Raw genomic sequence first — 21,655 nt, 5'->3', positions numbered from 1 at the left:
TGGCCGGCTTACGACGCCGAAGCCGGCCGCGGCTCCGGGCCGCGGCGGCGCAAGCTGCGCCACGCCCGTTCGGCGAGCGGCAGCAGGCCGCGCGGTGTGACGAGGATCACCACGATCACGACGACGCCGTAGATGAAATAGTGCAGGCCTGGCACCGCCCCGCCGAGCTGGCCGCGCAGCACCTCGCCGAGCGGCACCAGCAACAGCGCACCGAGCGCCGGACCGAACGCGCGGCCAAGCCCGCCGACGGTGGCGAACAGCACGATCTCGATGGTGATCGTCGGGGTCGCCAGCAGATACGGATCGGCGAAGGTCAGGTAACGCACATAACAGGTGCCGACGATTGAGGTCAGCACCGCCGAGATCGTCATCGCGGTGATCTTGTGGCGCAGCACATTGACGCCGATCGCCTGCGCGGCCTTCTCGTTGTCGCGGATGGTGCGCAGATAATAGCCGAGCGGCGCATTGAGGATCGCGACGTTGACCAGCACCACAGCGGCCGCCAGTCCCAGCATCACCCAGAATGCACCGCGTCCGCCGCCGAACTGGAATGCCCAGAAATCACCGGTGTCACGCGGCAGCAGCAAGCCTGAGGCGCCGCCGAGGAATTCCCAGCCTTCGACGATGATCGCGCCCATTTCGGCGAACGCCAGCGTGATCAACACGAAGGAGAGATGGCCGAGCTGAAAGCGGAAGTCGATCCAGGCGATCATGGCGCCGAGCGCGCCGGCGATCGCCGCGGAGATCACCAGCCCGGCCCACATGTTGATGCCGAACTTGACCAGCAGCGCGGTCGACAGCATCGCGCCGATGCCGATGAACAGGCTGTGCGCCAGCGACACCTGCCCGGCCATGCCGCCGACGATGTTCCAGGCCGACGCCAGGGCCACATAGACCAGCGCCAGAGTCAGAAGGTGGAGATGGTAGCTGTTCAGCGCCAACGGCAGGCAGGCCGCAAGCACCAGAATGCCCCACAGCCACGGCGACGCCAGGGTCTGGTAGAAGCCCTTGCCGATCATGACGTCCTCCAGGTCAGGCCCTGCGGCCGGAACAGCATGATCAGCACGAAGATCGCGTAAGGCACCAGACGGCCGAGCGTATCCGACACGTAGATCTGGCCGAACGCCTCGGAGATACCGATCACCAGGCCGCTGAGCATGATGCTGACGAAATTGGTCATACCGCCGAGCACTACAACGAGCAGCGTGATCACGGTGTACTGCAGGCCCTGGGTCGGGGTGATCGGCGTGCCCGGCAGCAGCAGCGCCGCGGCGACGGCGAGGATGGCGACGCCGATCGCGAAGGTGACGACCTGAACCCGCCCGACATCGACCCCCATCAGCGCCGCGGCACGCGCGTTCTGATGCACCGCGCGGATCGAACGGCCGAAATCGGTCGAGCGCAGCATCACGTAAAGCCCGATCGCCATCGCAAACGCGACCGCAAACGCGATCAGATGCGGCAGCCGCAGCACGACGTCGCCGAGGATGATCAGCTTGGATTCGACGATCGACGGGGTGCGCGCCGGCTGGCCGCCGAACACCATCAGGATGCCGTTCTGCAGCACTAGACTGAGACCCAGCGTGAGCTGCACAATCATCAGAAACTGGTGCCCGGCCATCGGCCGTAACAGATAGCGATAGACCAGCCCGCCGATCAGCGCCATCACCGGGATGGTGATCAGCGCCGAGACGTAAGGATCGAGCGCGAACGCCGAGAACAGCGCCAGCGCCATGAACATCGCCAGCGAGATGAAATCGCCGTGGGCGAAGTTGACGATGCCGGACACGCCGTACACCAGGCCCATGCCCAGCGCGAGCAGCCCGTAGGTGCTTCCGATCAGGACGCCTTGCGCCAAGGCCTGCCAGAATTCGCTCACTTGCCGTCTCCGTTCACAGGCCCAGATAGGCCTGCCGCGTGCGCGGATCGTCCCTGACCAAATCGGCCGCGCCCTCGACCGCGACTTGGCCGCGTTCGAGTACGTAGCAGCGCTGCGCATGGCGCAGCGTCAGATTGAGGTTCTGCTCGACCAGCAACATGGTGAGACCGCTCTGGTGCAACTGGTCGATGATCTCGAAGATGTACTGAACGAACAGCGGCGACAGGCCGAGCGAGGGCTCGTCCAGCATCAGGATGCGCGCTTCCGCCATCAGCCCGCGGCCGATCGCGAGCATCTGCTGCTCACCGCCGGACAGCGTGCCGGCGGCCTGAGTCAGCCGCTCCTTCAGCCGCGGGAACAGATCCAGCACCTTTTCCATCTGCGCCGGGCGATGCGGCCGGGCGCGGTCGCAGAACCCGCCGAGCAGCAGATTCTCGCGCACGCTCATCTCCGGAAACACCAGCCGCCCCTCGGGCACCTGGATGATGCCGAGTTCGACGCGTTCGCGCGCCGTGGTGCGGGTGACGTCCTGCCCCTCGAACAGGATGCGGCCGGACATTGGCGTCACGATTCCCGACAGGCAGTTGATCAGCGTGGTCTTGCCGGCATTGTTGGCGCCGAGCAGGCCGACGATTTCGCCGGATGCGAGCCTGAGCGACACGTCGCGCAGGATCGGCGAGCCGCCATAGCCTGCGACCAGACCTTCGACCTCAAGCATCGAGATGCTCTCCGAAGTAAGCGTCGATCACCTTGCGGTCCTTGATGATCTCGTCGGGCGTGCCCTCGGCGATCTTCTCGCCGAAATTGATCACCACCATTCGGGTCGCCATCCGCATGATCACCGGCATGACGTGCTCGACCATCACGATGGTGACGCCGGAGCGGTTCAGTTCGCGGATGATCGTCATCGGCGCTTCGGTCTCGGCCATGGTGAGGCCGGCCATCACCTCGTCGAGCAGGATGCACTGCGGATCGGTCGCGACGCATTTGGCGACCTCGAGCAGCTTCTTGTCCTGCAGCGACAGCGTCGCCGGCGTTTCATCGAGCTTGGCGCCGAGGCCGACGCGGGTAAGAACTTCGGCCGCATAATCGATCGCCTGCCGCAATGGCCGCCGGGTCAGCGCCGCCGTGGTGACGACCTCCAGCGTCGTCATGTCGGCGAAGGTCTGGACGATCTGGAAGCTGCGCACCAAGCCGCGGCGCGTCAGCCGGTCGGGCGAAATGCCGGTGATGCGCTGGCCGTCGAACCGGACGTCGCCGCTCGACGGCGCAATGAAGCCGGAGACGACGCCGAACAGCGTCGTCTTGCCGGCGCCGTTTGGGCCGATGATGCCGAGGATCTCGCCCTTCTCAACGCCGAACGAGACGTCGTTCAGCGCGAGCAGGCCGCCGAAGCGTTTGCTGATGTTGTCGACTTCGAGAAGGGCCACGACGAGATCAGCTCTTGGGACGCGGAGCTGCCTGTGCGAACTCCTTCGGGAACACGACCTCCTGGCTCTGATCCGGCATCCACTGGATCATCATCGCCGAACCGTCGGTCAGCAGCCGGTCTTCGGCGAACTGCAGGCCCTTCGGCTTGGCGATGTAAAGATGCGGATCGCCGAACGGGATCTTGAAGCTCTTAAAAGCGTCGAGCAGCGCGTCCGCCTCGAGCGACTTGGCGTTCTCCAGCACCTGCTGCAGCACACGTGCGCCCTGGGCATATTGAACCGCGCCCTGACCGATGCGATCGAGCTTGGCGACGTCACGCAGCTCGGTGATGATCTTCTGCATCGAGTCCATTTTGGCACCGGCGCTGAAGCCGGTCATGCCGAACAGGTTGCGCGTCAGCACCGCCTTGCCGATCTCCGGGCCGAGATCCTTCCACAGCGACAGGTCCGAATAGCCGCCGGTGCCGCCGACAAATAGGCTGCCCTGGTAATTCAGGTTATAACGCGCCTGATGCATCAGAATGCCGTCGCGTGGCGTCACCAGCCCGGTGACCACGTCCGGCTTCAGCGAGCGGATGCGGATCATCGCGGAGGTCTGGTCCTGCGCCTTGGTGTCGAGCGGCGCTTCGCCAATCACCTCGATGCCGCTGGCCTTCAGCTTCTCCACCAGGAACTTGTTGACCTGCTGGCCGGCCTCGTAGTTCGAGTAGCACATCACCGCGGTCTTGATCGGGAACTTGTCGTTGTCGCGCAGCGACACGATGAAATCGTGCATCGACTGCGCGTAGCCGCGGTCATACGGATAGCCAAGCGAGAACATGTAGTTCGACTTGGCGCCGCCGGCCCAGATCGACAGCGTCGGCACTTTCAATTCGTCGAGCACCGGCGTCAGCGCCAGCATCTGGGCGCTGAGGATGGTGCCAGTGAGCAGCGGCACCTTTTCTTCGGTGATCAGGCGGCGCGCTTCGGTCGCGGTCCGCGCCGGCTGGCTGGCGTCGTCGGCCTGCAGCAACTGAATCTTGGCGCCATCTTTGCTCTTGATGCCGCCGTTCTTGTTGATCTGGTCGATGATGTAGTCGAACGCCGGCTTGCCTTCCTGCGCGTAGGCCGACAGACCACCGCTCATCGAGTTGATCACGCCGATCTTGATCGGGGCCGGCTCGGCGCTGGCGTTGCGAACCCAAGGCGCTGCGACCGTTCCGAGCACCAGACCAGTCGCACCGATTCCGAATGAACGTCGGGAAATGGACACGGGCGTTCCTCTTTGTTGTTCGTTGTTGTTGCAGCGTCGGCGGACTTATACGTGATGCCCACCGAAAGTCACTCTCCGCAGGCCGGCCCTTCGTTTTCCTGCGCGCGGAATAATCCAACCAACGTCATGAAACCGCGGCGAGACCGTTGTTGATCACAACGACATCTCGTTCGGCCACTTTGGCGCGGAACGAAACTCGTCCTTCCGTATCGTTCCACACTTCGGTGACGATGGTTTCGCCGGGATACACCGGCGATGAGAACCGCACCTGCATCTTGGTCAGCCGCGTCGGATCGCCATCGCAGCACAGCTCGACCAAGGCGCGGCAAACCACGCCGAAGCTGCACAGCCCGTGTAGAATCGGCTTGTCGAATCCGGCCTTGCGCGCGACTTCGGGATCGGCGTGCAGCGGATTGTAGTCGCCGGACAGCCGATACAGCAGCGCGGCGCGCGGCGAGGTCGCGATCCGCAGCGACAGATCGGGCATACGCTCGGGCAGCGCATGCGGCACCGGCAATGGCCCCGAGGGGCCGCCGAACCCACCGTCGCCGCGCAGCATCGTGGTCGAGGTCAGGCGGCACAGCAGCTCGCCGGTCGCCTTGTCGACGACGTCGCGCTCCGACAGCAACACGGCGCCCTTGCCAGCACCCTTGTCGAACAGACCGGTGACGCGCGAACGTCCCACCACCGTTGCCTTCGGCGGTAGCGGCTTGAAAATCTCGAAGCCCTGCTCGCCATGCAGAACCTTGCGCCAGTCGACGCCGGTCTCCTCATTGCCGAGCCAGAACCCCGGATAGCCGAGCACCACCGACATCGACGGCAGCACTTGCAAATCCTGCTCGTAGACGTAACGCAGTTGCTTCGCGTCGAGCGGGGCGTCGCCATAGCCGACGCCGAGCGCGTACAGCATGGTGTCGCGTTCCGTATAGCTCTGCTCGATGTCGGGAATGGGCCAGTTGCGCAAGCGCGCGGGGTCGATCGGCATCCTTCCGCTTCCTCTTGTTTTTTGTGCAGCTTGCCACCGCGGTGGCTGTCGCACAATATGCGAAATCGATTTTCGCAAACATCTTTGACTCGCGGCCGCGCCGCACGGAAACCACGATCATGGCGGCGAAGACAACCACGCGCGGGCCCGCAGCCGCCAAGCGACGCGGTGGCGCGAAAGTCGCGAAGCGACCTCCTGCTGCGAGCTCGGAAGATCGCGCGCAACGCCGCGCCGAGCGGCAATCGTTGCAGCGCGCATCGCGCCGGCCCCGCGCCGACGCCGCCGAGCGAGATGATGCCGGCGGCCGGCTGTTCGTCTCGGCGCTGGCGCGCGGCCTCGACGTGCTCGGCGCGTTTCGCGCGGGCGACCGTGCGCTCGGCAATCAGGAGCTCGCCGAGCGCACCGGCCTGCCGAAGCCGACGATCTCGCGGATGACTCACACGCTGATCCAGCTCGGCTACCTTACCTACGAGCCGCGCTCGGCGACCTATCAGCTTGGCGCCCGCGCGCTGGCGCTGAGCTACGCGGCGCTCGCCAATCTCGACGTCCGCAAAGCCGCGCTGCCGATCATGACCAAGCTGGCCGAAGACAGCCAGCTGCATGTCGGGCTCGGCACCCGCGAACGGCTGATGATGCTGAACATCGAAAGCTGCGAGAGCGACGCGCTGATCGGCCTGCGGCTGCCACCGGGCTCGCGCGTGCCGCTCGCCACGACGTCGCTCGGCAAAGCCTATCTGGCGACGATCGGCGACGACGAGCGCCGGACGCTGCTGGCGGAATTGCGCGAGCATCACGGCTCAGACTGGCCAAAGATCGAAAAATCGATCACCAAGTCGATGCGCGAAATGGCCCGACAGGGCTTCTGCATCTCCACCGGCGAGTGGCGCAAGGACATCAACGCAGTCGGCGCCGCAATCGTGCCGCCGAATGGCGGCCCGGTATATGCCTTGAGCTTCGGCGGCCCGGCCTATCTGGTGTCGCAGCAGCAGCTGATCGAACACCACGGCCCGGCGCTGGCACATGCAGCGAGAGCAATCAGCGCGGCGCTGGGCGGGTGATGAACACTCATCATATTCGGTCGGGAGTTTGCCGACGGCCTCTCCCCGTCATTGCGAGCGAAGCGAAGCCATCCATCGTCCGGCGCACGAAGCTGGATTGCTTCGTCGCTGCGCTCCTCGCAATGACGACGCGGGTGACGCTGTGCCTGAGACAGAGCCTCAATTCATCCGCCGATCCTTGTCGTTCCAATACGGCGCGCGTAGCGCCGCCTTGTTGATCTTGTTGACGCTCGACAGCGGCAGCGGGTCGTCGCGAAATTCGATGCTGCGCGGCGATTTGTAGTCGGCGATCACCGAGCGGCAGAACGTGATCAGCTCTTCCGCCGTCAGCGAGGAGCCCGCACGGCGCACCACCACCGCATGCACCGCCTCGCCCCATTTGGCATGAGGGATGCCGATCACCGCGCATTGCAGCACGTCGGGATGCGCCGCGATCGCGTTCTCGACCTCGATCGAATACACGTTCTCGCCGCCGGTGATGATCATGTCCTTGATCCGGTCGGAGATGTAGAGATAGCCATCAGTGTCGAACCGGCCGGAATCGCCGGTATGCATCCAGCCGCCGCGCAGCGCCTGCGCGGTCAGTTTCGGCTGTTTCCAATAGCCCATCATCACCATGGGGCCACGGACCACCACCTCGCCGACCTCGCCAGGTTTCAGCTCGCGGTCCTCGGCATCGACGATCCTCACTTCTGCCGACACCACCGGCCGACCGGCGGAGCGCAGCCGATGCCGCGGCGCAGACGGCAGGTGATCGTCAGGTGACAGAATGGTCGCGACCGGCGACAGCTCGGTCATGCCGTAGGATTGGCCGAACCTGATCGACGGAAATCGCCGCAGACACTCCTGCAGCACCGCTTCGGGCATCGGCGAAGCACCATAGGTGATCAGCTTCAGGCTCGACAGATCGTAACTGTCGAGATCCGGCAGTTGCAGGATCATGCCGAGCATCGTCGGCACGAACGTCGCCACCGTCACCTTGTGCTGGCTGATCGCAGCCAGCACGTCGTTCGGCGAGAACCGTGGAATCACCACATGGCGCCCGCCCATGATCGAGGTGGTGTAGACGCGGGCACCGGCGCCGAGATGGAACAGCGGCCCGGCGTGCAGCGCCACCGTGGTCTGATCGAAGCCGAAAGACAGCGACGTCACCACCGCGTTGACCCACAGATTGCGGTGGCTGAGCATCACGCCCTTGGCGCGCCCAGTGGTGCCACCGGTGTAGAACAGGCAAGCAAGATCGTCATTGCCACGGCCGGCGTCGGCGCAAGACTTCTCGTCCGCGAGCAGAGCCTCGTAGTCGTAGAGCTTCGGCAGCCCTGCGGTGTTCGGCGCGGCAGCGATCACAGCGGTGATGCAGTGGCAGGCGTCGGCGAGCTGCAGCGCACTGTCGAGAAAGCTGCGATCGCTCACCAGCACCGTCGGCTCGGCATCGGTCACCTGCTCGATCATCTCGGCGAGCGAGAACCGCGAATTGATCGGCACCACGACGCCGCCAGCCCACAGCACGGCGAAATAGCACTCAATGTAAGCGTTGCCGTTGGCCGCCAGGATCGCAACCCGTTCGCCGGCTGCAATGCGGAAGCGGCGGAACACGCTTGCGAGCCGCGCCACGCGGTCCAGCACCTCGCCATGGCTGAAGCTGCGCTCGGGGGTCACGAGCGCGATATCGTCGGCGCGGAACGAGGCCGCCTTGCGCAAGCCCGCCGTCAACTGCATGTCGCGCTCCCACCCTGTTCGTGTTGTTGCTTGAACGCGTTTTAGCATTGCGAAAATCGTTTTCGCAAATCGTCGCCGACTGCGTTATCGTCACCGGAAACAAAACAAGGGTGGAAACACATGCCTGCAAACAGCGCCGCCGACGGCGATGCCGTCGCGTTCGAACGCCATGCCGACGTCATGGTGGTTCGCCTCAACAGCCCGTCGACGCGCAATGCACTGCAACCGGCGGTCAAGCAGCATCTCGAACTCCGCATCCCGGAATTGCTCTCCGATCCCACCGTGCGCTGTCTGGTGATCACCGGCAGCGAGGGCTCGTTCTGCGCCGGCGGTGATATCAACAATATGGGCGAGCGCGCCGCGCCGCAGGTGCGGCGGCGGATGCAGGTGACGCACGGCTGGGCCAAAATGTTGCTCACCGCCGAGAAGCCGGTGATCGCCGCAGTGAACGGATCGGCCGCCGGCGCCGGCTTCTCGCTGGCTCTGCTGTGCGACATCGTGCTGATGTCGGAGCAGGCTTACTTCCGCGCGGCGTTTCCCGGGCTCGGTGCCGCGCCGGATCTCGGCCTGGCGCTGACGCTGCCGCGCGCGGTCGGCGCGATGCGCGCAAAGGACATCCTGCTCACCAACCGCCGGGTCGAAGCGGATGAGGCGCTGGCGCTCGGCATCGCCAAGCGTGTGGTGCCGGCAAATGCACTGATGGACGAAACGCTGAAGCTCGCCGCCGACCTCGCCGCCGGTCCCGCCACTTCGCTCGGCCTCACCAAGATGCTGGTCAACGGCGCGTTCGAGCCGATCGAACAGTTCTTCGCCCTCGAAGCTTTCGCCCAGGGCGTCGCCTTCGGCAGCACCGAATTCGCCGAAGGCGTCGCCGCGTTTCAGGAAAAGCGGAGGGCGGACTTCAGGCGCTGAGAAAGCCTCGCAGAAGATACAGCCGAGCTCGGTAGCAGATCTGTGCAGATCGGTAAGGCTGGTCGTCGCGACCACACGATCATACCGATACCGCCGAGCCGCTGGGCAGTTGACCGAACTACCGCCAGGGATTGCACATTGTTTGTGCCGTGCGGACCTTCAAAGATGCCGTCCGTTCGGGCAACAATTGATGCAGAGTTGGTGGCTAGGGTTCCGGCCTGTTTCAGGCGCTGGTCCGAGAGCTGCCCCCCGAAGGGAGAAATCCTTCGGACGCACGGCGGGACAAAAGCCCGGGAGACCTCGTAAGCCGAGGAATTGGCAAACGATGGTCCACGTCAATTCCTCATCGCGACCAGATTCTGAGGAATGATCCGATGCGGAAGACTCGTTTCCTATCTTCTCTGATCCTTGCTGGCTCGATCGTCGCGCTGAGCGTCGCCGGAGCCTCCGCCGCCCCCAAGAAAGACTTCAAGGTCGCCTGGTCGATCTATGTCGGCTGGATGCCCTGGGGCTATGCCGCCGACACCGGCATCGTGAAGAAGTGGGCGGACAAATACGGCATCACCATCGAGGTGAAGCAGTTCAACGACTACGTCGAGTCGATCAACCAATACACCGCGGGCTCCTATGACGCGGTGACCATCACCAACATGGATGCGCTGTCGATTCCCGCCGCCGGCGGCGTCGACACCACCGCGGTGATCGTCGGCGACTTCTCCAACGGCAACGACGCGGTGATCCTGAAGGACAAGAAGGACTTTGCCGCGATCAAGGGCCAGAAGGTCAATCTGGTCGAATTCTCGGTGTCGCACTATCTGCTGGCGCGCGCGCTCGAATCCAACAAGCTGAGCGAGAAGGACGTCAAGGTGGTCAACACCTCCGACGCCGACCTCGCCGCCGCCTACAAGACGGCCGACGTCACCGCGGTGGTGACCTGGAATCCGATCGTCTCCGAAATCCTCGCCTCGCCCGACGCCCATAAGGTGTTCGATTCCTCCCAGATCCCCGGCGAAATCATGGACCTGATGGTCGCCAACACCGCGGTGGTGAAGGACAATCCGAACTTCGCCAAGGCGCTGGTCGGGATCTGGTACGAGACCATGGCGAAGATGACAGCGGAAGGCGCCGAGGCCAAGGCCGCCAAGGAAGCGATGGCTAAGGCGTCCGGCACCGATCTGGCCGGCTTCGAAAGCCAGCTCGCCTCGACCAAGCTGTTCAGCAAGGCCGCCGACGCCGAAGCCTTCACCAAGAGCGCCGCGATCGGCAGCACCATGGACCGCGTCCGCAAGTTCCTGTTCGACAAGGATCTGCTCGGCAAGGGTGCGAAGTCGGCCGACGCCGTCGGCATCGAGCTCGCGGACAAGAGCGTGCTCGGCGACAAGGCCAACGTGAAGCTGCGGTTCGACCCGAGCTTCATGAACGCCGCCGCGGCCGGCAAGCTGTAAGCGATCACGTCACAAGCCAAGCCGGAGCACGACGATGCGATGGGTGAACATCAGGCCTGGACGGCAACTCGCCATCTACATGGCGGCGCTGCCGTTCGTGCTGGTGATCATTGCGTATCTGCTGGGCTCCGGCGCGCGGCTGGCGGACAATCCGAACGACAAGCTGCTGCCGGCGCTCTCCAGCATGGGCCAGGCGGTCAAGCAGATGGCCTTCCAGGTCGATGCCCGCACCGGCAGCTATCTGCTGTGGTCGGACACGCTGGCGAGTCTCGAACGGCTGGGCGCGGCGCTGGCGATCTCGACCTCGCTGGCGCTCGTGTTCGGCATCGTGATCGGCCTGCTGCCGGCCGCGAATGCCCTGCTCGGCTCGTTCGTGTCGGTCACCTCGATGGTGCCGCCGCTGGCGCTGCTGCCGATCCTGTTCATCGTGATGGGTCTCGGTGAGAATTCCAAGATCGCACTGATCGTGATCGGCACGCTGCCCTGCATCATCCGCGACCTGTCGATGAAGGTGCTCGAACTGCCGCGCGAACAACTGATCAAGGCGCAGACGCTCGGCGCCTCGACCTGGCAGATCGCGCTGCGCGTGGTGCTGCCGCAGATCCTGCCGCGACTGATCGACTCGCTGCGCCTGCAACTCGGACCGGCCTGGCTGTTCCTGATCGCCGCCGAAGCGATCGCCTCGGACTCAGGGCTCGGCTATCGCATCTTCCTGGTGCGGCGCTATTTGGCGATGGACGTGATTATCCCCTACGTGGTGTGGATCACGCTGCTCGCCTTCTTGATGGACCTGGCGTTGCGACTGATCCAGCGCAAAGCCTTCCCCTGGTTCGCCGCGGTGAGGGCGGAATGAGCGCGATCCGTTTCGACAACGTCTGGAAAGAGTACGGCGACCACATCGTGCTGGAGCGGATCACGCTCGACGTCGCGCCGCGCGCCTTCGTCGCGCTGGTCGGGCCTTCCGGCTGCGGCAAGACCACATTCCTGCGCATGCTGCTCGGCGAGGAGACGCCGACCCGCGGCCAGATCCTGATCGATGGCCAGCCGATGCCGAGCGAACCCGACGCCGATCGCGGCGTGGTGTTCCAGCGCTATTCGGTGTTTCCGCATCTCACCGTGCTCGACAATGTGCTGCTTGGCCGTGAGCTGCAGCAGTCGCGTCTGCTCGGCCGGCTGTTCGGCCGGGCGCGGCGCGAGGCGACCGAGCAGGCGCTGGCGCTGCTCGACGAGGTCGGGCTGAAGGGCCACGAGAGCAAATATCCGTCCGCGCTGTCCGGCGGCATGCAGCAGCGGCTGGCGCTGGCGCAGGCGATCATGCGCGGCCCGAAGATCCTGCTGCTCGACGAGCCGTTCGGCGCGCTCGATCCCGGCATCCGCGCCGACATTCACGTGCTGATGAAACGGCTGTGGAACGAGACCGAGCTCACCGTGGTGATGGTCACGCACGATCTGTCCGAGGCCTTCAGCCTGGCGACGCGCGTGATCGCCTTCGAGCGCAATCGCAACCGCCCCGAGGAACGCGAGCGCTACGGCGCGACGATTTCCCGCGATCTCGAAATCTTCCCGCGGCGCGTCGCGCAGCCGCGCACCGACCATCCAATCCGCTCCGGCCGGGACGACCCGGCCGCACAGGGAGCATGAGCCGGGACGACCCGGCATTTGTTCACCGTGAGGACAGCATGATCCTGACCGAGCAAGAGAAGGCCGAAGTCGAGGCCAACCGCCGGCGCTACGAACAGCATAAGGCGCTGGGCCAGCAGCAGGCGCCGAAGGCCCTGCCGCCGCCGACGCCGCGCGACGGCGCGCCGATCGCCGCCGAGGCAATCATTCATCGCGAGACCGTGCCGGGCGGCTGGTACTACGTGACTAAGCTCGGCCGCGGCGAAGCGCTGCGCCTCGTCAACACCAGCGGCACGTCCTGCGTCAGCATCCAGGCCTGGAATGCGCTCGATCCGAGCGAGCGGCTGAACCACGCCGACACCATCAAGGTGCAGTGGGCGGCGTCCTTGCGCAAAGGCCGTGTGATCCTGTCCGACATGGGCCGTGCGCTGCTGTCGATCATCGAGGACACCAGCGGCGCACACGATACCATGGTGGGCGGCTCCAACGCCGCGACCAATGCGGCCCGCTATGGCGCCGGCGATTTCCGCAACACCCGCGACAACTTCGTGCTCGCCGCCGGCAAGCTCGGGCTCGATCGCCGCGACGTGCATCCATCGATCGGATTCTTCGCGCCGGTCGCCGTCGACTCGCAGGGCCGGTTCGAATGGCACGGCGAGCGTCGCCACAAGGGCGACTTCGTCGACCTGCGTGCCGAGCTCGACCTGCTGATCGCGGTGTCGAACTGTCCACACCCGCTCGATCCATCGCCAAGTTACGCCCCGGGCGACATCGATCTCATTCGCTACCAGGCACCTCAACCCGCTTCCGACGATTTGTGCCGCACCGTGTCACTCGAAGCCAAGCGTGCGTTCGAAAACAACGCCTTCTATCTCGCTGGCGCCGCAGGGAGGGCCTGAGCATGACCGCGATTCCCGCTTCCGCCCGCATCGTGCTCGATACCGAGATCCCGGCGCGCGTGCCGTGGTCGGCGATCATCCGTAAGGGGCAGACGCTGCGCATCGTCGACAGCCACGGCCAGCAGGCGGTGGACACTCTGTTCTACGCCGCCGACGATCATGGCGAGCGCTACAGCGGCCAGGACACGCTGCGCGCCCAGGGCTCGGCCTACGTCACCACCGGCACGCGGATCATGTCCACCGAGGGCCGCACCATGCTACGGATGGTGGCCGACAGCTGCGGCCTGCACGACACCTCCGCCGGAGCCTGCTCCTGCGAGAGCAATACCGTGCGGTTCGGGCATCAGACCAAATATCTGCACGCCTGCCGCGAGAACTTCGTGCTGGAAGCTGCCAAGCATGGCCTGTCGAAGCGCGACATCGTGCCGAATCTGAACTTCTTCATGAACGTGCCGCTCGATCCCGACGGCAATTTCACCGTGGTCGACGGCGTCTCCAAGCCCGGCGACTACGTCGAGATGGTCGCCGAGATGGACGTGCTGTGCCTGATCTCGAACTGTCCGCAGGTCAACAATCCCTGCAACGGCTTCTTCCCGACGCCGATTCAGGTGGTGATCTACGAGGCAGGCGAGGACTGATCATGTTCAGCAAAGTTCTGATTGCCAACCGCGGCGAGATCGCCGGGCGGATCGGCCGCACCTTGCGTCGGATGGGGATCGCATCGGTCGCCATCTATTCGGACGCCGACCGTTTCACCCGTCCGGTGCGCGAGGCCGACGAAGCGGTTCGTGTCGGCGGCGACGCCGCCAGCGACAGCTATCTCAACGTCGACGCCGTGATCGACGCCTGCCTCGCCACCGGCGCGCAGGCGGTGCATCCCGGCTACGGCTTCCTGTCGGAGAACCGCGGTTTCGCCGAGCGGCTGAAGCAACACGGCATCGCCTTCATCGGTCCGCGTCCCGAACATCTCGAGGCGTTCGGCCTGAAGCACCGCGCTCGCGAACTGGCGGAGGCCAGCAACGTTCCGCTGCTGCCCGGCACCGGGCTGATCGACAGCATCGAGGAAGCGCTCGAGGCCGCAGGCCGCATCGGCTTTCCGCTGATGCTGAAGAGCACGGCGGGCGGCGGCGGCATCGGCATGCAGCTCTGCCACGACGAGGTGACGCTGCGCGAGCGCTTCGCCACCGTGCAGCGCACCGCACGCGCCAGCTTCGGCGACGCGCGGGTCTATCTCGAACGCTTCGTCGCCGACGCCCGGCATATCGAAGTGCAGATCTTCGGCGACGGCCAAGGCGACGTGATTGCACTCGGCGAGCGCGACTGTTCGCTGCAGCGACGCAACCAGAAAGTGGTCGAGGAAACCCCGGCGCCCGGCATCTCGGATGAGATGCGCATCCGGCTGCATCAGGCCGCGGTCGCGCTCGGCCGGAGCGTGAACTACGAGTCCGCCGGCACCGTCGAATTCATCTACGATGTCGCCCGCGACGAATTCTATTTCCTTGAGGTCAATACCCGCCTGCAGGTCGAGCATCCGGTCACCGAAGCGGTGTTCGGGGTCGATCTGGTCGAATGGATGGTGCGCCAGACTGCCGGCGACAGCCCGCTTGCGACCTACACACCGCGTCCGCCGCAAGGCGCGGCGATCGAAGTGCGGCTGTATGCCGAAAATCCCGGCGCCGGCTTCCGGCCCTCGGCCGGCCGGCTAACCCAGGTGGCGTTTCCGGATGACGCGCGTATCGATGGCTGGATCGAAACCGGCGACGAGGTGACGCCGTTCTACGATCCGATGCTGGCCAAGCTGATCGTGCACGCCGCCGACCGCGACGCCGCGATCGACAAGATGATCGGCGCGCTCACCACGACCACCGTGGCCGGAATCGAGACCAATCTCGATTATCTGCGCGCGATCGCTGCGTCCGACCTGTTCCGCAGTGGCAAGGTCGCCACCAAGGTGCTGACGGATTTCAGCTTCGCGGCGCGTACCATCGACGTGGTGGCGCCCGGCGCGCAGTCCGGCCTGCAGGAGCTGCCGGGCCGGCTGCATCTGTGGCACGTCGGCGTGCCGCCGAGCGGGCCGATGGACGAGCGCTCGTTCCGCCTCGCCAACCGGATCGTCGGCAATCCCGAAACCACCGCAGCATTCGAACTCACCGTGAGCGGCCCGACGCTGCGCTTCAACGCCGACGCCGTGGTGGCGCTGTGCGGCGCCGCCATGGCGGCCAAGCTCGACGGCGTGGCGGTCGGCAACGACGCGCCGATCGCGGTGCGTGCCGGCCAAGTACTGGCGATCGGCAAGATCGAAGGCGCCGGCCAACGCTGCTACCTCGCCATCCGCGGCGGCTTCGACGCGCCCGAAGTGTTCGGCTCCCGCGCGGTGTTCACGCTCGGCGCGTTTGGCGGCCATGCTACCGGCGCGCTGAAGGCCGGCGACGTGCTGCATTTCGGCTCGATCGCTCCTGTCGCGCAGCCCCGTGCGCTCACCGATGAAGAAAAGCCAGCGCTGACGCGAACCTGGCAGATCGGCGTAATCTACGGCCCGCACGGCGCTCCCGACTTCTTCCGGGATGACGACATCGCGACGCTGTTCTCCTCGGACTACGAGGTGCACTTCAACAGCGCCCGCACCGGCGTGCGGCTGATCGGACCGAAGCCGCAATGGGCGCGTGCCGACGGCGGCGAAGCGGGCCTGCATCCCTCCAACATCCACGACAATGCTTACGCGGTCGGCGCGATCGACTTCACCGGCGACATGCCGATCATCCTCGGCCCCGACGGTCCGAGCCTCGGCGGCTTCGTCTGCCCGGCCGTGGTGGCGCGCGACGAATTGTGGAAGGTCGGTCAGCTCAAGCCCGGCGACAAGCTTCGCTTCGTGCCGGTGACGCGCGCCGATGATCCGGTCGCGGGGCCGACTGTCATCAGCACGCCTGCCGAGCTCGGCTCGGCGATCGTCGGCCGCCGTGACGATGGCGAGATCCCGGTGGTGTATCGCCGCGCCGGCGATGACAATCTGCTGGTCGAATATGGCCCGATGGAGCTCGACATCGCGCTGCGGCTGCGGGTTCACGTGCTCGCCGAGGCGGTGGAGAAAGCGAAGCTGCCTGGCCTGATCGATCTCACCCCGGGAATCCGCTCACTGCAGATCCACTACGACAGCGCGGTGATGTCGCGCCGCAAGCTGCTCGACGCGCTGGCGAGGATCGAGCGCGAACTGCCCTCGGTCGAAGCGATGGCGGTGCCGAGCCGCATCATTCACCTGCCGCTGTCGTGGAACGATCCGCAGGCGGCGCTGGCGATGCGCAAGTATCAGGAGCTGGTGCGGCCGGACGCGCCGTGGTGCCCGTCCAACATCGAGTTCATCCGCCGCATCAACGGCCTCGCCAGCGAGGACGACGTCAAGCGCATCGTGTTCGACGCCAACTACCTCGTGCTCGGCCTTGGCGACGTCTATCTCGGCGCGCCGGTCGCCACGCCGGTCGACCCGCGGCATCGCCTGGTCACCACCAAGTACAATCCGGCCCGCACCTGGACGCCCGAAAATGCCGTCGGCATCGGCGGTGCATATATGTGTATTTACGGCATGGAAGGCCCCGGCGGTTATCAGCTGTTCGGCCGCACCATCCAGGTCTGGAACACCTGGCGCAGCACCGAGGTGTTCAAGCCCGGCCATCCCTGGCTGCTGCGGTTCTTCGACCAGATCCGATTCTTCCCGGTGACGCCGGAAGAACTGCTGGACGCCCGCGCCGCATTTCCGCACGGCGGCTATCCGCTCAAGATCGAAGAGACGACGTTCTCCTACGCCGACTACAAGGCGTTTCTGACGCGCGAAGCCGAAGGCATCGCGACGTTCAAGACCCGCCAGCAATCCGCGTTCGAAGCCGAGCGTCAGCGCTGGCGCGACGCCAAGCTCGACGAGGTGGTGGAGGACGACACCGCGGCCGCGCTCGGCTCCGGCGGCGATGTTCCGGACGGCTGTGTCGGCCAGTTCACCGAAGCGCCGGGCAACGTCTGGAAACTGACCGTCGAGCCGGGCGAGCACGTCGAGATCGGACAGACGCTGGCAGTGATCGAGTCGATGAAGATGGAGATTGCGATTCCGGCGACCGCGCGCGGCATCGTCAGGGCGCTCAACGCCAAGCCGGGGCAGACGCTGCGCGCCGGCGACCTGATCTGCGCGCTGGAGGAAGTGTGATGTCGGCTGCACTCGCCTCCTTCCCGACGATCGTAACGCTGCACGCCGCTTATGCGGCCGGCGCCTCTCCGGCCGAGATCATCGCTACGACGTATCGCCGGATCGAAGCCGTGGCCGATCCCGGCATCTTCATTACGCTGCGGCCGGAGCATGATGTTGTTGCCGACGCTGCCGCGCTCGGATCGTTCGATCCCGATACCAAGCCGCTATGGGGCGTGCCGTTTGCGGTGAAGGACAACATCGACGTCGCGGGCCTTCCGACCACGGCCGCCTGCCCGGGCTTCGCCTATACGCCGAGCGAAACCGCGTTTGCGGTTCAGCGTCTGCTCGATGCCGGCGCAATTTTGATCGGTAAGACCAACCTCGATCAGTTCGCGACTGGGCTGGTCGGCGTCCGCACGCCCTATCCGGTGCCGCGCAATGCGGTCGATCCGCGCTACGTGCCCGGCGGATCGAGCAGCGGCTCGGCGGTCGCAGTGTCGCATGGCCTGGTCACGTTCGCGCTCGGCACCGACACCGCAGGCTCCGGCCGCGTGCCGGCTGCGCTCAACAACATCGTCGGGTTAAAGCCATCACTCGGCAGCGTGTCGTCGCGCGGCATGGTGCCGGCGTGCCGGACCCTGGATACGATCTCGGTGTTCGCCGGCACGGTCGACGACGCCCACGCGATCTATCGCGTCATGGCGACGTTCGACCGCGCCGATCCCTGGTCGCGGCCGCATCTCAGTGCAGCTATTAAGCCCGCGGCTTTGCCGCCCGGTCTGCGCGTCGGTGTGCCGGACACGGCCAGCCGCAAATTCGCCGGCGATCTGCAGTCCGAACGCGCGTTCGATCTTGCGGTGACGGACCTTGCGACGGTGGTGTCTGCACCCGCTCGTGCAGTTGATATGTCGCCGTTGTTCGAGGTCGCCAGCCTGCTCTACAGCGGGCCGTGGGTCGCAGAGCGCTATCAGGCGATCCGTCAGGTGATCGAGACCACCCCGGACCTGCTGCATCCGGTGACGCGGAAGATCATCGGGTCTGCGACGGCGTTCAGTGCCGCCGATGCGTTCGCCGGGCTGTATCAGCTGGCAGAGCTGCGCCGCGCCGCGGATACGATCTGGAGCAGCATCGACGTGCTGATGGTGCCGACCTATCCGCGTCCGCGCACGGTCGCAGATTTGGAGGCCGATCCGATCGGCCCCAACAGCGAGCTCGGCACCTACACCAATTTCGTCAATCTGCTCGATTTGTGCGCGCTGGCCGTACCCGGCCGATTCCGCGACGACGGCTTTCCGTCCGGCGTGACGCTGATCGCCCAGGCCGGCCGCGACGATCTGCTCGCCGCGCTCGGCGAACGCCTTCACGCCGCAAGCGGTGTTCACTTGGGCGCCAGCAGCACCAAAGTGCCTGCCCCAACGGACACTTCGACATCTGCGGCTGCAAACGAGATCGAGCTGGTCGTGGTCGGCGCACATCTCTCCGGCATGCCGCTCAATCACGAACTCACCAGCCGCGGCGCGCGTTTCCTGCGCGCGGTGCCGACCGCGCCCGACTACAAGCTGTTCGCCCTGCAAGGCGGTCCGCCGTTCCGGCCCGGCCTGCTGCGCGTCGCGGCCGGCGAAGGCGTCCCGATCGCCACAGAGGTCTGGGCGATCTCCGCCGAAGGCTTCGGCAGCTTCGTCGCCGGCATCCCCGCCCCGCTCGGCATCGGCACCACGCGCTTGTCTGATGGCACCACGCCGAAGGGCTTCATCGTCGAAGCCGAAGGCCTGAAAGGCGCAACCGACATCTCGGCATTCGGCGGATGGAGGGCTTACATCAAAAGCCTTGCCGGGTAAGGCCGACGCCGAACGGCAAATTGATCTGGAGAGCGCTGATCTGGATTTCGAAGTCGCGGACCACGGTCGAGAGGGCGTCTGCACGACGAGCTCATCGTCCGCGATCAGCAGGCCAAATCCGCGAGGACGGTTTTGTCCGTCTCGAAGCGCGCGTTCCAGCGATGTCAGGAGAATGTGGTAGCGGGAGAGGGACTCGCTACCACATTCTCTCAGGCCCGCCGGGCTATAAATTTCTTGATATTTTTCAGATACTTGGTCGAATTCGAGCGCGCAGAGCGGGATGTGACATGTCAGCCGCATGTCACGTCCTCTGGCCCTCGAGGAGCTCAACTTGGCCCGGCCATCTTATCTAGCTCGGAGTCCATCGGGACGATATTACCTCCAGCGAAGGCTGGGGAAATCGGCGAATCAGATCTTCGGGCAAGCTGTTCTGCGTGTCAGCCTAAGGACAGGAGATTTTCAGGAAGCGCGCCGAAGGCTGCCAATGATGCTGGACTGGGCCAATCAGGCTGTAGCTGCGCCGGATTTGGAGGCGCTCGGGCGGTTGTTCGACCAACAACTCAAGCGTCATGTTGAGGAGGGTGAGCCGCGGGACGATCGAACGCTCGCCGTCCGCCTAGGCCTTGAGCATCAAATTCGAAATTTTATGCTTCGAGCCAATGAACGCGGATTTCTATTCGCGCGTCTCTTCGAAGGTTTTGCTTATCGGTGGGGAGATTTCGTCAACCAGAATAAAGACGCGGAAGCGAACCTCGCCGCCGGATTGCCCTCTGCGTTCACACCGGCGGTCCTTCCGGTCGTGGGATCTCCAGCACTCGGTTCAGTGGACGTCGGCTTTATCCGAAATCTCGTGCAGCAGGAATTGGCTGCAAAGGAAGTCCGCTGTCTTCCGATTGACACAGCAACAACGGCTGTTGTGACGCAGCAAGAGGGCGAGCCGCCGATTCCTAGTGCCTCCTGTCCCCACCGAATGGCTGATCTGTTAGAAAAATTCCTCGCGCCACCGGATCGTAAACGCGCACGCAACTTCAAAGGCCGCCCAGAGGCCAAGCCGATCGTGCAGTTCGCGATCGATTTTTTCAAAGACCCTATCTTGGAGCAGATTGGTCCGGCCCAATGGGCTGCCCTTGACGAGCCATTATCCGATATTCCCCATCCGACCAATGTGCCCCGCAACCATGCACACTCCCTTTTTGCGCGCTACAAATATGCCCAGGACCATGGTTGGGACGATCTGGTCCGACTTACTGAAAAAACTCTAAAGTCACGTTATTGGTACGGACTCTACAAATTTATCGACTGGGCAATTGCCGAACGATTTTACTCGGGGGTCCGGCCTAAATTCGAGTGCATTGATCCCGAAAATCTCGCGAGCCTGCCCCGCGATGCCTTCGAAGATGAGGAGATCTTAAGGATCTTGCGCCTCCCGTTGTTTACTGGCTGCCTCAATCGAACCAACGTCTGGAAGCCTGGTGTCTGCTTCGTTCAATCCGCGATTTATTGGGGTTATTTAGTCTGTCTCTTTACCGGGATGCGTCCTGGCGAAGTCGGACAGCTCGAATGCGCCCAGATCCGGACAGACGGGACATTTTTTTATTTCGACCTCCGCCCGTTCGAGGCGCGAAACGGCAGGGTTGCTTTGCAAGACCTCCGAAACCTGAAAACGAACGCCGCTGGCCGTGTGATCCCGATCAACCCTCTGCTGATCGAACTTGGACTGCTCGACCGGATGCAGGAATTATCCGACCAAGGAGAGAAGCGAGTGTTTCCTGAATGGGAACAATACGTGAGGCGGGATGGCACGGTTCGCTGGTCACAGCCATTGTCGAAGTCATGGCAATACTTAAAAAATAAGGTCCTCACAGGTCTTAGGGCAGACGTGAGCCTCTATTCCACCCGGCATTTTTTCGCTGACATTCTCGACTCCCACTCGATTGCGCAGAGGACAAGAGATCGAATCCTTGGACATGTCGGAGATGTGCGCGGCCGTTATGGCCGAAAAGGCATTCTTGATCCGACTGTGGCTGCGCAGATTGAATCTCTGGAGCCTGCCATCATGAAAAGTGCGCGCGAGATCCTTCTAAGTGCCAAGCAAAAGGCAGATCGGGGCGAGCTGACCATCTTGAGGACATACCGCTGATTCGCGACGCGAGCCGTCGAGGAAGGCTGCGGCGAAGAAACGTTGATCAAGCAGGCCTTTGCAGAGCAAACCGCGGTTCTTCTCACATTTTATAGAAGTTACCGTCGTAACAAGCGAAGCTACCTTGTGGCAGGTCGATCGTCTTTTCATACCTTAACAGTCTGTCGCTCCGCAGCGAGGCGTTCTCAGCAACGGTAGCCCCTTGAATTGGCGGGGCACGACCTCACGACTCCATGTCAGCTAGTGACCCTAAGCGGTCGTCTTCGACAATTGCTGCCTCCGATTGCCGCCTTTGACACGCCTACAA

17 protein-coding genes, 1 pseudogene and 1 riboswitch are annotated in these 21,655 nt (G+C 64.4%); of the genes and pseudogenes, 11 read left to right on the top strand and 7 right to left on the bottom strand.

The annotated features are described in order from the left end of the window. Nucleotides 1-8 precede the first annotated feature (8 nt). The 6 genes from DY467_RS07975 to DY467_RS07950 all read right to left on the bottom strand — a co-directional run bounded on the left by DY467_RS07975 (nt 9) and on the right by DY467_RS07950 (nt 5,546). Nucleotides 9-1,019: a branched-chain amino acid ABC transporter permease gene (locus DY467_RS07975; RefSeq protein ID WP_164635141.1), complete on the bottom strand. Its 1,011-nt coding sequence runs from the start codon at nt 1,017-1,019 to the stop codon at nt 9-11. After that, complete coding sequence (locus DY467_RS07970; protein WP_011156981.1) at nt 1,016-1,879, bottom strand: branched-chain amino acid ABC transporter permease; 864 nt, start codon at nt 1,877-1,879, stop codon at nt 1,016-1,018. The genes DY467_RS07975 and DY467_RS07970 overlap by 4 nt, the downstream gene beginning before the upstream one ends. A 13-nt stretch (nt 1,880-1,892) precedes the next feature. Then, nucleotides 1,893-2,597, bottom strand: coding sequence for an ABC transporter ATP-binding protein (locus DY467_RS07965; RefSeq protein ID WP_107354667.1), 705 nt, complete (start codon nt 2,595-2,597; stop codon nt 1,893-1,895). After that, entirely contained in the window at nt 2,590-3,309 is a 720-nt protein-coding gene (locus DY467_RS07960; RefSeq protein WP_164635139.1) for an ABC transporter ATP-binding protein, read from the bottom strand. Before DY467_RS07960 ends, DY467_RS07965 begins: the two co-directional genes overlap by 8 nt. 7 nt (nt 3,310-3,316) lie before the next feature. Then, nucleotides 3,317-4,561, bottom strand: a complete 1,245-nt coding sequence (locus DY467_RS07955; RefSeq protein WP_164635137.1) for an ABC transporter substrate-binding protein — start codon at nt 4,559-4,561, stop codon at nt 3,317-3,319. 124 nt (nt 4,562-4,685) lie between these two features. Continuing rightward, complete coding sequence (locus DY467_RS07950; protein WP_164635135.1) at nt 4,686-5,546, bottom strand: MaoC/PaaZ C-terminal domain-containing protein; 861 nt, start codon at nt 5,544-5,546, stop codon at nt 4,686-4,688. Between the two features lie 119 nt (nt 5,547-5,665). Between DY467_RS07950 and DY467_RS07945 the strand changes: the two genes are divergently transcribed. Next, a complete protein-coding gene (locus DY467_RS07945; protein ID WP_164635133.1) occupies nt 5,666-6,604 on the top strand; it encodes an IclR family transcriptional regulator in 939 nt (312 codons plus the stop codon). A gap of 159 nt (nt 6,605-6,763) precedes the next feature. On the opposite strand, the gene DY467_RS07940 is transcribed toward DY467_RS07945, so the two are convergent. Further along, nucleotides 6,764-8,323, bottom strand: coding sequence for a class I adenylate-forming enzyme family protein (locus tag DY467_RS07940; protein WP_164635131.1), 1,560 nt, complete (start codon nt 8,321-8,323; stop codon nt 6,764-6,766). Nucleotides 8,324-8,443: 120 nt separating this feature from the next. Here DY467_RS07940 and DY467_RS07935 point away from each other — a divergent pair, with 120 nt between their 5' ends. The 10 genes and pseudogenes from DY467_RS07935 (at nt 8,444) to DY467_RS07895 (ending at nt 21,348) form a co-directional block, all read left to right on the top strand. Continuing rightward, nucleotides 8,444-9,235 (top strand): enoyl-CoA hydratase/isomerase family protein, encoded by a 792-nt coding sequence (locus tag DY467_RS07935; protein WP_164635129.1) that lies wholly within the window; start codon nt 8,444-8,446, stop codon nt 9,233-9,235. A 194-nt stretch (nt 9,236-9,429) separates the two neighbouring features. Further along, nucleotides 9,430-9,534: riboswitch (guanidine-I (ykkC/yxkD leader) on the top strand. Nucleotides 9,535-9,609: 75 nt separating this feature from the next. Then, entirely contained in the window at nt 9,610-10,680 is a 1,071-nt protein-coding gene (locus tag DY467_RS07930) for a putative urea ABC transporter substrate-binding protein (protein ID WP_104512160.1), read from the top strand. A gap of 34 nt (nt 10,681-10,714) precedes the next feature. Then, entirely contained in the window at nt 10,715-11,533 is an 819-nt protein-coding gene (locus DY467_RS07925; RefSeq protein WP_164635127.1) for an ABC transporter permease, read from the top strand. Beyond that, nucleotides 11,530-12,321, top strand: coding sequence for an ABC transporter ATP-binding protein (locus DY467_RS07920; RefSeq protein ID WP_164635125.1), 792 nt, complete (start codon nt 11,530-11,532; stop codon nt 12,319-12,321). Before DY467_RS07925 ends, DY467_RS07920 begins: the two co-directional genes overlap by 4 nt. A gap of 38 nt (nt 12,322-12,359) precedes the next feature. Continuing rightward, nucleotides 12,360-13,199 carry an urea amidolyase associated protein UAAP1 gene (locus DY467_RS07915; protein ID WP_164635123.1) on the top strand — a complete coding sequence of 280 codons (840 nt, stop codon included), beginning with the start codon at nt 12,360-12,362 and terminating at the stop codon, nt 13,197-13,199. Between the two features lie 2 nt (nt 13,200-13,201). Then, complete coding sequence (locus tag DY467_RS07910) at nt 13,202-13,837, top strand: urea amidolyase associated protein UAAP2 (protein ID WP_011156969.1); 636 nt, start codon at nt 13,202-13,204, stop codon at nt 13,835-13,837. Between the two features lie 2 nt (nt 13,838-13,839). Beyond that, nucleotides 13,840-17,388 (top strand): urea carboxylase, encoded by a 3,549-nt coding sequence (uca, locus tag DY467_RS07905; RefSeq protein ID WP_164635121.1) that lies wholly within the window; start codon nt 13,840-13,842, stop codon nt 17,386-17,388. Beyond that, nucleotides 17,388-19,208: an allophanate hydrolase gene (gene atzF / locus DY467_RS07900; protein WP_164635119.1), complete on the top strand. Its 1,821-nt coding sequence runs from the start codon at nt 17,388-17,390 to the stop codon at nt 19,206-19,208. The genes uca and atzF overlap by 1 nt, the downstream gene beginning before the upstream one ends. 298 nt (nt 19,209-19,506) lie before the next feature. Next, nucleotides 19,507-19,686 (top strand): annotated as a pseudogene (locus DY467_RS26850) (DUF6538 domain-containing protein); the annotation flags it as partial. 9 nt (nt 19,687-19,695) lie between these two features. After that, the gene (locus DY467_RS07895) at nt 19,696-21,348 is read left to right on the top strand and encodes a site-specific integrase (RefSeq protein WP_246701488.1); all 1,653 of its coding nucleotides are present in this window, start codon (nt 19,696-19,698) and stop codon (nt 21,346-21,348) included. Nucleotides 21,349-21,655: the final 307 nt, after the last annotated feature.

Source organism: Rhodopseudomonas sp. BR0G17, from assembly GCF_010907025.1.
GTDB classification, from domain to species: Bacteria; Pseudomonadota; Alphaproteobacteria; order Rhizobiales; family Xanthobacteraceae; genus Rhodopseudomonas; species Rhodopseudomonas palustris_H.
The sequence above is the reverse complement of the archived record's forward strand: the minus strand, read 5'-3'. Positions and strand labels throughout refer to the sequence as shown.